This is a genomic window from Brachybacterium tyrofermentans, assembly GCF_014897585.1.
GTDB lineage: Bacteria > Actinomycetota > Actinomycetes > Actinomycetales > Dermabacteraceae > Brachybacterium > Brachybacterium tyrofermentans.
In genome coordinates this window covers 100163-113297 of record NZ_JABUXW010000011.1, presented here as the reverse complement: position 1 = coordinate 113297, position 13135 = coordinate 100163, and the positions used below count along the sequence as shown (strand labels likewise).

The following is a 13135-nucleotide window of genomic DNA, read 5'->3' as shown; positions in this document are numbered from 1 at the left end:
GAAGAAGGAATCATGAGCCAGACTCCGCACCCGCACGATCCGTTCGGCAACGAGCCCAGCACCGGCGTTCCCGAGCAGTCGGACGCCTCTGCTCCGTCCTCCGAGGACATGGCGAGCCCGACCTCCGACCCGGCCCTGCACCCGCACGACCCCTACGCCGCGAGCGCCCAGCCCGCCGGCGCCTCAGCTGGCCCGGCAGCGTCCGGAAACTCGGCCGCCTCGGCCGGTCCGGCGCCGTACGCGTCAGGATCATCCGCCGCAGAGGCTTCTGAGGGATCGCCCTACGGCGACCCAGCCTCCGCAGCGTCGGCAGGTGCCGCGGGGCAGCCGTTCGGCGAGGCACCGACCAACGGCTACACAGAACCCAGCGGGTACGCCCCGCAGGACGGGTACGCCCAGCAGGGTGCGTACCAGCAGCCGGGAGGCCAGAGCCAGCAGGGCGGCTATGGCCAACAGGGCGGCTACGGCCAGCAGCAGGCTCCGCACGCCGGCCCGCAGAGCACGGAGGTGCCCCCGCCCGGCACCAAGGGCGTCTACGACGGTCCGCTCTCGGGCCAGCCCCTCACGGACTCCGACACCCGTATGTGGGCGATGTTCTCCCAGCTCACCGTCACGCTCGGTCACGTGGTCAGCTGGGGCTTCCTCGGCTGGGTCGGGCCGCTGATCATCTTCCTGGTCTACAAGGACCGCAGCCGCTTCGTCCGCTTCCACGCGGCAGAGGCGCTCAACGGGGCGATCACCGTGCTCATCGCCCAGGTCGTGCTCAGCATCGTGCTGGGGATCTTCGCGATCGTCACGCTCGGCATCGGCTCGCCCCTGCTGGCCCTGGTGCCGATCCCGGCGCTCGTCCAGTTCATCTTCTCGATCCTCGGCGCCGTCAAGGCGAACCAGGGACAGTGGTGGAGCTACCCGCTGAACATCCGCCTGGTGAAGTGACCAGCCGACTGGTCTGAGACGCACAGGCAGCACCGAGGAGGGCCCGACGATCCATCGATCGTCGGGCCCTCCTCGCTGTTCGAGGAGAAGGACGTCGGTCGACGCCGGTCGACGCCGGCAGACGACGCCGATCGCCGACCGACGACGAGCACCGTCCGTCCCCTCCCCCGCTCGCCCCGCTACTTCCAGAGCACGCCGTCGTCCTCGAACTCGCGGATCCGGTACGCGATCATCCGCCTCAGCAGAGCGCTCGGAACATCGCGGTCATACGGGATCTTCACGCTGCCCAGCCCGGTCTCGAGATCGCCGAGCTCATCATCGAACGCTTCCCGCGTGCTGGGGGTGACGGTGACGTTCGTGTGCTTCGCGTGGGCGCTGATGATGAACAGGATCGTTCCCTGGGAGTGCAGGTAGGCAGGATGTCCCCATTTGATGGCCTCGATCGCCTCGGGTGCGGCCTCCAGGGCGAGGCGGTGCAGCTCCTGCAGTCGCGCGCGCGCCGGCTCGTCATGCGCGGCGATGAACTCGTCGATGCTCGTGGGCTTCGTCATCGCCCCAGTGTCGCCTCACGGCAGCGGCGTGTCGAGGGCGACGAGCCGACGCGGATCGGGTGCAACGCTAGTCAGCGAGTCAGCGAGTCAGCGAGTCAGCGAGCAACAGATCAGCAGGCCAGCATCTCAACGGGTCAGCACCTCAGGGCACGAGATCCCGGATGACGGCGTCGGCCAGCAGGCGGCCCTGGCGGGTGAGCACCGCGCGGCCGGCGGCGAGGGCGTCGGCGTCGAGATGGCCGCGATCCCGGTGCACTGCCAGCTGGGGGCGGGTCTCCTCGGGGATCTCCTCCACGGACAGGCCGTCCACGATCCGCAGCTCGAGCATGATCCGCTCGAGCAGGCGATCCTCAGCGGAGAGCAGCTCGGAATCCGCGACCGGGAGGGAGCCGTCGGTCATCGCCGCCGCATAGCGGCTGGGATGCTTCAGGTTCCAGGAGCGCATTCCATCGCGATGGCGATGGGCCCCGGGGCCGATCCCCCACCAGTCCCCGCCTCGCCAGTAGGCGAGGTTGTGCCGGGACCGCTGGTCCTCGGTGCGGGCCCAGTTGGAGACCTCGTACCAGGAGAGCCCGTCGGACGAAGCGAGGTCGTCGACCAGCTCGTACTTGTCGGCCATGTCGTCCGGATCGGGGGCCTCGAGCTCGCCGCGACGCAGCTGGCGGGCCATCGCGGTGTTGCCCTCGATGATCAGCGAGTACGCGGACATATGGTCCACATCGCAGGCCAGCGCGGCCTTCACGGAGGTCTCGACATCGGCGAGAGTCTCCCCCGGCGTGCCGTAGATGAGGTCCAGACTCACCGACAGACCTGCCTCGCGGGCCCAGCCCACGGCCTGTGGCACCCGCTCGGGATCGTGGGTGCGGTCCAGGGTGCGCAGCACCGAGGGCACGGCGGACTGCATGCCGAAGGAGACCCGGGTGATGCCGCCGGAGGCGAGGCGCGACAGGGAGGCACGGGTGACGGAGTCCGGATTCGCCTCGGTGGTGACCTCGGCGTCGTCCGCGAGCGGGATCAGCGTGCGCAGGTGGTCGAGCATCGCGACGAGGTCATCGGCGGGCAGCAGCGTCGGGGTGCCGCCGCCGAAGAAGACCGTCGAGACACGGTCGTAGTCATACCCGGCGTCGCGGTCCGCGGCGAGGGTCAGGTCCATCTCCCGCATGGCGTTGCGCGGATACTCCGCCTGGGATCCGCCGCCGCCGAGCTCGGTCGCGGTGTAGGTGTTGAAGTCGCAGTACCCGCAGCGCACCGCGCAGAACGGGACGTGGATGTAGACGGAGAGATCGCGCCCGGAGGTGGGTCCAGAACTCATCGCTCACCCGCCAGGTGCCGCTCGGCGCGTGCGGCGAGCTCGCGGTGCAATGCCACGCCGCTGCTCCGCGACCAGGTGTCGAGCGCCCGGCTGAGGTCCCGGTCGCGGGCACCGCCATAGGCCGCGGCGACGCTCACGCCGTGGCCGGGGGTCAGCTCGACGACGACCGGGTCCCCGACGCACACCTCACCCGGCACGAGCACCCGGAAGTAGACGCCGGTGCGGCCGCGGCGGTGGTACTGCGCACGGAAGTCGTCGGTGCCCATCCAGCGCTGGAAGGTCATGCATGGAGTGCGCGGGGCGGTCACCTCGAGCAGGGCGGTGCCCACGCGCAGCCGGGCACCGATCTCGAGGTCGTCGACGGCGAGCCCCTCGATCAGCAGGTTCTCCCCGAGGGAGCCCGCGGGCACCCCGCGGCCGAGCTCCGAGGACCAGTGGGCGGGCTCGGCGGCATCCACTGCGTAGACGGCCTGATCGGGCCCGCCGTGGTGGGCGCGGTCGGCCTGGACATCGGCGTAGAGGCCGAGCTCGCCGATCTGCACCGGTCCGTCGACCGGGCGCTTGTCGATCGCCGTGGTGCCCACGCCGCCCGCGTCGGGATGCAGCGCGGAGACGACGCAGACCGCGGCGACGCTGCCGGCGTCACCGACGGCGAGGGTGGCCACCGGCTCCGTGGACGAAGGATTCCTGGTCACGAGTACCTCCTGAGGCGGGACAGGGTCCGGTGGGGGCTGGGCTCCCCGTCGGTCCTCACTTCTTCGTGGAGTCTTACTTCTTCTTGGAGTCCTTGGGCATGTCGCCCTCGTCGGAGGAGAGCGCGGCGATGAAGGCTTCCTGCGGGACCTCGACGGATCCGATGTTCTTCATGCGCTTCTTGCCCTCCTTCTGCTTCTCCAGGAGCTTGCGCTTGCGGGAGATGTCGCCGCCGTAGCACTTGGACAGCACGTCCTTGCGCATGGCGCGGATGTTCTCGCGGGCGATGATCCGAGCACCGATGGCGGCCTGGATCGGCACCTCGAACTGCTGGCGCGGGATGAGCTTCTTGAGCTTCCCGGCCATCTCGACGCCGTAGTTGTACGCCTTGTCGCGGTGCACGATCGCGCTGAAGGCATCGACGGGCTCGCCCTGCAGGAGCATGTCCACCTTCACGAGATCCGCGGTCTGGGAGCCGGAGACGTCGTAGTCCAGGGAGGCGTAACCGCGAGTCTTGGACTTCAGCTGATCGAAGAAGTCGAAGACGATCTCCGCGAGAGGCAGCGTGTAGCGCAGCTCCACACGGTCCTCGCTGAGGTAGTCCATGCCGCCGAGGTTGCCGCGCTTGGACTGGCACAGCTCCATGACGGCGCCGATGAACTCGGCGGGCACCAGGATCGTGGCCTTCGTGATCGGCTCGCTGATCTCGCTGACCTTGCCCTCGGGGAAGTCGGAGGGGTTCATGACCTCCACCTCGGTGCCGTCCTCCATGACCACGTGGTACACGACGGACGGGGCGGTGGAGATCAGGTCGAGGTTGAACTCGCGCTCGAGACGCTCGCGGACGATCTCCAGGTGCAGCAGGCCCAGGAAGCCGACGCGGAAGCCGAAGCCGAGCGCGGTGGAGGTCTCCGGCTCGTAGTTCAGCGAGGCGTCGTTGAGCTTGAGCTTGTCCAGGGCGTCGCGCAGCACCGGGTAGTCGGAGCCATCGATCGGGAACAGCCCGGAGTACACCATCGGCTTGGGGTCCGCATAGCCCTCGAGCGCCTCGGTCGCACCGCGGATCGAGGTGGTGATGGTGTCGCCGACCTTCGACTGGCGCACGTCCTTCACGCCGGTGATCAGGTAGCCCACCTCGCCGGGACCGATGCCCGGGGTGGGATGGGGCTCCGGGGAGCTCACGCCGATCTCGAGCAGCTCATGGTGCGCGCCGGTGGACATCATGTCGATGCGGTCACGGGACTTCAGGGATCCGTCGATCATGCGGATGTACGTGACCACGCCGCGGTAGGTGTCGTACACGGAGTCGAAGATCATCGCGCGGCAAGGCGCGTCGGCATCGCCCACCGGGGGCGGGAGGGTCCGGACGACGTGGTCCAGCAGGTCCTCCACGCCGAGGCCGGTCTTGCCGGAGACCCGCAGCACGTCGTCCGGTTCGACACCGACCAGCTGGCCGATCTCCGCCGCATACTTCTCGGGCTCGGCACCGGGCAGGTCGATCTTGTTGAGCACCGGGATGATGGTGAGGTCGTTCTCCATCGCGAGGTAGAGGTTCGCGAGCGTCTGCGCCTCGATGCCCTGCGCGGCGTCGACCAGCAGGATCGCGCCCTCGCAGGCGGCGAGCGACCGGGAGACCTCGTAGGTGAAGTCCACGTGGCCCGGGGTGTCGATCATGTTCAGGGCGTAGTTCGTGCCGTCGACCTGCCAGGGCATGCGCACGGCCTGGCTCTTCACAGTGATGCCGCGCTCGCGCTCGATGTCCATCCGGTCGAGGTACTGGGCGCGCATGGCGCGTGCCTCGACCACCCCGGTGATCTGGAGCATGCGATCGGCGAGCGTCGACTTGCCGTGGTCGATATGCGCGATGATGCAGAAGTTCCGCAGCCGCTCCTGGGGTGTCGACGCGGGAAGGATGTCCCGGGCCTCATCGGCCGCGATCCTCGGGGTCACCGGCTTACGTCCTCTCATCACAGCGAGCCGCTGCGCGGCTGCGCAGGGCAATCGGTTCATCGTCTCATGGGGGCCGCGCCCCGTCCCGCCCCGCCGTCGCCCATGGACCGACGTCACACCTCGGCGCGCGGTCCGGAGGGCGGTCGGGAAGGCGGTGCCGAGATCAGGTCGCGGGGCGGAAGTCAGGTCGCGGGGCGGAACGTCAGGTCGCAGGGTGGACGTCAGGTGGCGGGGTGGAAGTAGGTCGTGCCCAGGGCGCGGGTGACCGCCCCGGTGACCTTCTGGAGCTGTTCCATCTCGTCCTCGAAGTCCGCGACGATGTCGTCCAGCGAGCGGAACCGCAGACTCGCCGCCGCCCGCCCCACGATCCGTCGGCCCGGCTCTGCCGTGCCCATCCGGTCGAAGGAGCTGCCGTGCAGCTTGGCGAGGGTCTCGAGCGCCTCGTCGATCTCCAGCAGGCAGTGCGCCGCCGAGCGCGGGAAGATCGAGTCCAGCAGCAGGAACTCGATGGCGTGGGAGGCGCGCACCCGGCCGCGGTAGGACCGGATGTATGCCTCGTGGGCGCTGCAGCTGCGCAGCAGCATCACAGTGGCGGCATCGGAGGAATCCGCCAGGTCGTGCGTCTGCAGGATCCGGGCGATCATGTCGACCCGCTCCAGGAGCTGGCCGATCCGCAGGAACAGCCACGCCTCGTCGCGGGTCATCGAGGAGTCGACCAGACCGTTGACCACGGCGCAGCGGTCCTTCGCGAACTGGAAGGCCCCGTGCATCCGCGAGGGGCGCACGCCGCGCGGCATGCCCATGCTGGTCGTGTTCAGCGATTCCCAGACCTCGGTGGACAGCGCCTCGCGCGCTCCGCGTGCGTTCTCGCGGGCGGTCCGCAGAGCGCCCGCGACCGACGAGGGGTTCTGCCGGTCGGTGACGAGACGGTCGAGCACCCGCTGCACGGTGAGGTCCGCGTCGTCCGCCGCCCAGCTTCCGAAGAGCTCGTAGACCCGGGAGCAGGCGGCGGGAACGTCCTGCGGAGCGTCCTCCGTGATCGACTGCAGCATCACATCGAGGATGCGGGCGGTCTGATCGGCGCGTTCGACGTAGCGCCCGATCCAGAACATCGAATCCGCGATCCTACTGAGCATCATCGGCCTCCTCCTCGCCTGCTGCGGCAATCCCGTCCGCGCCGCTCCCTGCCGGCCCAGCGCCGGGATCCGGCACGTTCCGGTCGTCCTCGGGATCCGGCGCATCCTGCAGGTCCAGGAGCGGGATCGCGGACGTCACCGGGTCGGGCTCGCGCGTCGGCTCCTCCGAGTGGTCCTCGGGGAGATCGTCGTACTCCTCGTAGTTCTCGTCCAGCGGATCCTCGATCCGCTCCTCCTCGGCGGAGGACTGCGACTGCGCTTGCGCGGAGGCCGTGCCGGTCCCGGCGGGTGCCGGCCGGTCGGTCGCGAACACCCAGGTGTCCTTCGATCCCCCGCCGCGCGAGGAGTTCACGATCATCTCGCCGCGCGGGAGCGCCACGCGCGTGAGCCCTCCGGGCAGCACCCAGATGTCGTCGCCGCTGTTCAGGGCGAACGGGCGCAGATCCACATGGCGGCACTCGGGCCCGCCCTCGACCAGGGTCGGGATGGTGGACAGCTGCACGACCGGCTGCGCGATCCAGCCTCGAGGGTCGGCGAGCAGCCGCCCCCGCAGCGCATCGAGCTCCTGCGCAGAGGCCGCGGGGCCGATGACGATGCCCTTGCCCCCGGAGCCGTCCACCGGCTTCACGACCAGTTCGTCGAGCCGGTCCAGCACCTCGGTCAGCGACTCCGGCTCCTCCAGCCGCCAGGTGTCGACGTTGGGGAGGATCGGCTCCTCGTGCAGGTAGTAGCGGATCAGGTCCGGGAGATACGTATAGGTCAGCTTGTCGTCGCCGATCCCGTTGCCGATCGCGTTGGCGACCACCACGGTGCCCGCCAGCACGGCACGCACCAGCCCGGGGACGCCGAGCATCGAGTCGGGCCGGAACACCTCGGGGTCGAGGAAATCATCGTCGGTGCGCTTATAGATGACGTCGACGCGACGCAGTCCGGCAGTGGTGCGCATGTAGATGCGCTCGTTGCGCTCGACGAGGTCCCCGGCCTCGACCAGGTCGACCCCCATCGTGCGGGCCAGCAGCGAGTGCTCGAAGTAGGCGCTGTTGTAGCGGCCCGGCGTGAGCACCACGACCGTGGGGTCCTCATCGGCGACGTCCGGCGCCGCGGCCTGCAGCGCGCTCAGGAGACGCCCCGGGTACTCGCCCACGCGCCGCACTGGACGAGGCGCGAACAGCTCGGGGAAGGCCTGCGCCATGGCGCGACGGTTCGAGAGCACGTAGCTCACCCCGCTGGGGGTGCGCACGTTGTCCTCCAGCACGCGGAACTCCCCTGCGCCGTCGCGTACGAGGTCGATGCCGGAGATGTGGATGCGCACCCCGTTGGGCGGCCGGTATCCCACCATCGCGTCGACGATGTAGGTCGAGGAGGAGACGAGCTCCTGGGGGATCACGCCGTCCGTGATCGCCGCACGGTCGGTGTAGAGGTCATCGAGGAAGCGCTCGAGGGCCTGGACCCGCTGGGCGACGCCGCGCGAGACGCGGGACCATTCCTGCGCATCGATGACCCGCGGGATCGCGTCGATCGGGAACGGGCGCTCCTCGCCCGCATAGTCGAACGTGATCCCCTGGTCGAGATAGCTGTGGGCGAGGGACTCCGAGCGCGAGCGGAACTCCTCGGGCCCGAGGCCGGCGAGGGCGTCGTGCAGGGCCGCATAGGTGGGGCGCACCGAGGCGTCGGGCGCGAACATCTCGTCGCCGCCCGCTCCCGCCTCGACATTCTGGAACAAGGAGGTGGAGGGCATGCCTACCATCTAACACCGTCCCCCTCCCGACGCGGGCGCACAACGCCCAGGAAACGAGAACCATGTCTCTGGGCTCCAGCCTGTCCTCACTCCTCCGATCCGCGATCCGCTCCCCGTCCGTGCGCCGCAGCGCCCGTGGCCTCGGCCGCGCCGCCGTGCGTGCGGTGCGGGAGGGACAGAGGGGCTCGACCCCTCGCAGCACGAGCCCCCGCAGCGCGGACCCCCGCAGTGCGAGCCCTGCCGAGCGTGCGCCCTCCGGGGGCGGCGGCGGGCAGGTGCTCGCCGACCGCGATCCCTCCCGTGCGGTCGCCATCTCCTACGCGCCCCACGCAGACGGCCGGCCCGACCCCGGGGAGATCGTGTGGACCTGGGTGCATTACGAGGAGGACGCCTCCCAGGGCAAGGACCGCCCGGTGCTCGTCCTCGCCGAGGAGAGCGCCGAGGCCGGTGGAGCCGACGGGACGGGGTCGGTGCTGGTGGCGCTGATGCTCACCTCCCGTGACCGCGCGGAGTCGGACCAGGTCATCACCGATCAGCACGGCGCGACCTGGGTGGACATCGGAACCGGGGACTGGGACCGGAAGGACCGCCCGTCCGAGGTGCGTGCGGACCGTCTGCTGCGCATCGTCCCCGCCACGGTCCGCCGCGAGGGCGGGCGCCTGGACGAGGAGACCTTCGGCCGGGTCGCCGCCGCGGTGAGCGCCGTGCACGGCTGGCGCTCCTGACCCCCGCTCCCGCTGCCCCCCGCTCCCGCCCGGATCGCAGGAGACACGCCGCACACCGGGTACGTCCTGGGAGGGGCTTCTGGTAAAGTCTTGCCCCGTATGTGTGACATACCGTTCGGTGTGCGCATGCCGTGATCCCGCCGTGTCAGGGGTGACGGCTCGTGCGACCCGGGCGAGTACCCGTGGCAGCGACCCGGTACCGACGTCTCCAGGCGAGTCCCCACCGCCGTCCCCGTCGGATCCGTCCTCGGCCGTCCCGGATGATCCACCAGAGCAGCACAAGAGAAGAGTCTTCGTGGCAAACATCAAGTCCCAGATCAAGCGGAACAAGACGAACGAGAAGTCCCGTCTGCGGAACCGCGCCGTCAAGTCCGAGCTGCGGACGTACACCCGCAAGGTGAAGGCCGCCGTCTCGACCGGCGACGCCGCCGCCGCCGGTGAGGCCCTCTCGGCCGCGTCCCGCAAGCTCGACAAGGCAGTCTCCAAGGGCGTCATCCACCAGAACCAGGCAGCGAACCGCAAGTCCGGTCTCGCCAAGCTGGTTGCCGGCGCCTCCAAGTGACATCGCAGCTTCGCTGCATCCTCGTCTGACGAGGTGATGAAGGCCCGGTGCGGATCCGTCCGCACCGGGCCTTCTGCTGTCCGGAACCAGTGCCGGGGTCGACGAGATCAGCGGGCGCGGCGGGCCCGGCAGATCTCCATGACCATGCGCTGCACGGACCATCTCGGGTCACGACCGGCGCCTTTGACCTCGTGGTCAGCGCGCGCCACGGCTTCCAGCGCCCGGGCCAGTGAGCGGTCGTTCCAGTTCCGGGCCTCGCGGGTGAGATTGCGCAGCATCCAGTCGGGCATGCCGAGGGTGCGGGCGCTCGCGCCGGGTGACGACGCCTTCGCGAGGGACCGCATCTTCGACGCGATCGCGGCGACGATCGGGACGGGATCGGCGCCGGCGAGCTGCGCCTGCTGCAGCAGCTGGAGCGCCTCCTGCTCGCGCCCGGCGATCGCGGCGTCGGCCACGGCGAAGGCGGTGGACTCCACCCGGCCCGCCGTCACGGCGTGCACGTCCTGCAGCGAGAGCTGTGGGGCCTGCTGGCCCTGTTCCGGGGTGGTGTCCTCGATGAGCTGCCGGCTGATCGCGGCGAGCTCTGCGAGATCTGCGCCGAAGGCGTCGACGAGGGCGGCGATCGCCTCGGGGTGGATCCGCCGCTCGGCCCGTGCGAACTCGGCGGCGACGAAGGTCTGCTTGTCCCCGGCGCGCTTGACGGGGCTGGCATCGACGCGCGGCACGCCCGCCTTCTTCAGCGCGTCCAGGAGCTTCTTGCCCCGATTGCCTCCCCGGTGGACCAGCACGAGGGTCACGTCCGACTCGGGGCTGCGCAGATAATCCAGGAGCTCCAGGACGATCGCGTCCGGGGCGGCCTGCAGCTCCGGCACGATCACGAAGCGCGGCTCACCGAACAGGGAGGGGCTGGTGACCTGGGCGAGAGCCCCGGCACCGGCGTTCTCCCCCACGAGATCGTGGAAGGCCACCGACGGATCGGCCTCCTTGGCGAGCGTGCGCAGCCGCTGCACGGCGCGGTCGGCGATCAGCGCCTCGGTGCCGTGGATGAGCACGATCGGTGCGAGGGCGACGCTGTGCCACTCGACATCGCTCACGGGAACTCCTCTGGTGTTCGGGGACCTGGACGATCCTATCTGGCCGGGCCGACGGATCGAGCCGCCGCAGGGTCCTCGACGGGCAGCACGACGGTGCCGTCGACGTCCGTGCGGATCGTCGCGGTGCCGGCGTCGTGCAGGAGGTCTAGGAGATCCTCGGTGGGATGCCCGAAGGTGTTGTCCTGGCCAACGGTGATCAGCGCGAGATCCGCGTCCAACTGGTCGTACAGGGCCGGGTCCTGACGTCGTGACCCGTGGTGGGCGACCTTGATGATGTCCGCGGTCCCGGGGCCCGTCTCCCCCAGGGCCGCCTGCGCCGCGGGTTCGAGATCTCCCAGGGACACCAGGCGGGTGCCGTCCGGCCAGGTGCCGGCCACGACGACCGAGCAGTCGTTCGCGGCGTCCCCCTCCCCGGAGCCGTCCTCCTGGGCCGTCATGGCGATCGCGTCCTGGGCCGAGCCCGGCCACAGCACGTCCAGGCGGAGTCCCTCCACGCTCCAGGCCTGCCCGGTGGTGACAACCGTCGGCGGCGTGGCACCCACCCGTTCGTCGCCCGCCTCGGGCAGCGGGCAGATCCACTGCTCGGCGGGCACCCGTGCTCCCGTGAGGGCAGCGCGGCCGCCCACATGATCGGCGTGGGGATGGGTGAGCACGAGCAGGTCGATCCGGTCCACACCCAGACGGTCCAAGCAGGCGCGCAGGGCCTCCGGTTCCGGGCCGGTGTCGATCAGCACCGTCGGGGGCGGTGCCGTCGCCGCCGATCCGGTGGATCCTGAGGAGGCACGCAGCAGGAGGGCGTCCCCCTGCCCCACGGCGCAGACGGCGACCGTCCACGCGGGCACGTTCCCGCCGGGGACGAGGCGGCCCAGAGTCGGGGCGAGCGCGGCGACCAGGACGGCGGCCACCGCCCACCGCACCAGGGGCGCCTTCCGAGCGGCGACGGCGATGGTCAGCCCGATGAGCACCGCGACCACCAGGAGCACACCGACCGCGCCTCCGGGCACCGCGATCCGTGATCCCGGGAGCGCATCGGCGGTCCGAGCGATCAGCAGCACCAGGTGCGCGCCGCCGGCGGCGACCGTGTTGAGCATCGAGGCCGCGCCCGGCCAGAGGATGCCGATCAGGAGTGCGAGCAGCCCGATCACAGTGGTCGGCCCCACCACCGGACCGACCAGCAGGTTCACCGGCACCGCCCAGAGGGAGATCTCGGGCGTGAGCAGGATCAGCAGCGGGGTGCATGCCAGCTGGGCGACCATGGGCACCGCGATCACCAGTGCGAGGCCCTCCCCCAGCCTCTTCCCGCTCAGCTCGACGAGAGCCGCCGCTAGGGGCGGGGCGGCGATGAGGATCGCGGCGGTCGCCACCGCGGAGAGCAGGAATCCGATCGACGCGGAGGTGACCGGATCCAGGATCGACCAGACGGCGACGGTCAGGGCGAGGGCCGCGACCGGGGAGGCCCGCACCCCGGCGAAGCGCGCGCCCAGCAGGGGAACCGCCATCGTGGCCGCCCGCTGCACGCTCGGCTCGTCGCCGACCAGCCACACGTAGCCGAGCAGCACCCCGGCGGCGATCGCGATCCTTGGCCTCCGCCGCACCCCGGCCAGCAGCAGCGGGCCCAGCACGGCGGCCAGGACCAGCGCGATGTTCGCCCCGGACACGGCGACCAGGTGCGATATCCCTGCTCGTCGCATGATCTCCTCGGTCTCCTCGTGGAGTCCCGAGGTGTCCCCCGTGGTCATGCCGCGCACCAGCGCGGCTTCGTCCACGGGCAGGTGCGCGGTCGCGGCGCGGGCCTGGCGGCGCAGCTCGTGCCGCAGATCCTGCGCCTGCTCCCTCCAGACCGAGCCCGGCACCGGGGTGGCGTCGTAGGCACGGAGCACGATCAGGTCTCCGCTCGTGCGCAGCGTGCCGCGCACGAGGACCCGGTCGCCGTCGCGCGCCCGCTCCAGTCCGTCGGCCGCCTCCCCGTCGGCTCGCAGCAGCAGCGGGAGGGAAGCGGGAAGGACCCTCTCCTCCCGTCCCAGCTGCGCGGTGCCACGGGCGGTGCGGGCCATGACCTGCATCCCGCCGCGGGACCACTGCGGGCCTGAATCGGGCACGGCAGGATCCGCGGAGGCGATCACCGTGAGCTCGACGACCAGCTCGTCGCGCGCCGCCTCCTCGAGGAGCTGTGCCGCGTCGCCGTGGCGCAGCAGCGCCGGGAACAGGAGCACCCCGGCCAGTGCCAGGATGCCGAGATGGGCGAAGATCCCGTGCCGGACCCGGGGATCGCCGATCAGCAGGATCGCGGTCAGCGCGAGCGCCACGATCGCCGCCGTCGCGGCCACGGCGGCGGCGGCCCCCGCCGTGACTCCGAGGACCGCCACGGCCCAGAGACAGGTCGCCGCCGGGAGCAGGCGCAGGTCGGAGCGCTTCATGGGCGCGCCGCCCCTCGTGCC

Annotated in this window: 11 protein-coding genes; 3 read left to right on the top strand and 8 right to left on the bottom strand. The window is 70.7% G+C overall.

What is annotated here, in order from left to right; all coding sequences use genetic code 11:
* The first annotated feature begins 12 nt into the window (after positions 1-12).
* Positions 13-936 (top strand): DUF4870 domain-containing protein, encoded by a 924-nt coding sequence (locus INT49_RS09875; RefSeq protein ID WP_193117564.1) that lies wholly within the window; start codon positions 13-15, stop codon positions 934-936.
* 179 nt (positions 937-1115) lie between these two features.
* Here the strand turns inward: INT49_RS09875 and INT49_RS09870 are convergent, their stop codons facing one another.
* The 6 genes from INT49_RS09870 to INT49_RS09845 all read right to left on the bottom strand — a co-directional run bounded on the left by INT49_RS09870 (position 1116) and on the right by INT49_RS09845 (position 8316).
* Positions 1116-1487 (bottom strand): iron chaperone, encoded by a 372-nt coding sequence (locus INT49_RS09870; RefSeq protein ID WP_193117563.1) that lies wholly within the window; start codon positions 1485-1487, stop codon positions 1116-1118.
* Positions 1488-1629: 142 nt separating this feature from the next.
* The gene (hemW, locus tag INT49_RS09865) at positions 1630-2799 is read right to left on the bottom strand and encodes a radical SAM family heme chaperone HemW (RefSeq protein WP_193117562.1); all 1170 of its coding nucleotides are present in this window, start codon (positions 2797-2799) and stop codon (positions 1630-1632) included.
* Positions 2796-3494: an MOSC domain-containing protein gene (locus INT49_RS09860; RefSeq protein WP_319021570.1), complete on the bottom strand. Its 699-nt coding sequence runs from the start codon at positions 3492-3494 to the stop codon at positions 2796-2798. The genes hemW and INT49_RS09860 overlap by 4 nt, the downstream gene beginning before the upstream one ends.
* 73 nt (positions 3495-3567) lie before the next feature.
* Positions 3568-5460: a translation elongation factor 4 gene (lepA, locus tag INT49_RS09855; RefSeq protein WP_226850141.1), complete on the bottom strand. Its 1893-nt coding sequence runs from the start codon at positions 5458-5460 to the stop codon at positions 3568-3570.
* A 203-nt stretch (positions 5461-5663) separates the two neighbouring features.
* Entirely contained in the window at positions 5664-6581 is a 918-nt protein-coding gene (locus INT49_RS09850; RefSeq protein ID WP_226850138.1) for an alpha-E domain-containing protein, read from the bottom strand.
* Positions 6568-8316, bottom strand: coding sequence for a circularly permuted type 2 ATP-grasp protein (locus INT49_RS09845; protein ID WP_193117561.1), 1749 nt, complete (start codon positions 8314-8316; stop codon positions 6568-6570). The genes INT49_RS09850 and INT49_RS09845 overlap by 14 nt, the downstream gene beginning before the upstream one ends.
* A gap of 62 nt (positions 8317-8378) precedes the next feature.
* On the opposite strand from INT49_RS09845, the gene INT49_RS09840 reads away from it, so the two are divergent.
* Both INT49_RS09840 and rpsT read left to right on the top strand, forming a co-directional pair.
* Entirely contained in the window at positions 8379-9041 is a 663-nt protein-coding gene (locus INT49_RS09840) for a type II toxin-antitoxin system PemK/MazF family toxin (RefSeq protein WP_193117560.1), read from the top strand.
* Positions 9042-9336: 295 nt separating this feature from the next.
* Positions 9337-9603: a 30S ribosomal protein S20 gene (rpsT, locus tag INT49_RS09835; protein WP_193117559.1), complete on the top strand. Its 267-nt coding sequence runs from the start codon at positions 9337-9339 to the stop codon at positions 9601-9603.
* Between the two features lie 107 nt (positions 9604-9710).
* Here rpsT and holA read toward each other — a convergent pair whose 3' ends face one another.
* Positions 9711-10697 (bottom strand): DNA polymerase III subunit delta, encoded by a 987-nt coding sequence (gene holA / locus INT49_RS09830; RefSeq protein ID WP_193117558.1) that lies wholly within the window; start codon positions 10695-10697, stop codon positions 9711-9713.
* 35 nt (positions 10698-10732) lie between these two features.
* The gene (locus INT49_RS09825) at positions 10733-13114 is read right to left on the bottom strand and encodes a ComEC/Rec2 family competence protein (protein WP_193117557.1); all 2382 of its coding nucleotides are present in this window, start codon (positions 13112-13114) and stop codon (positions 10733-10735) included.
* Positions 13115-13135: the final 21 nt, after the last annotated feature.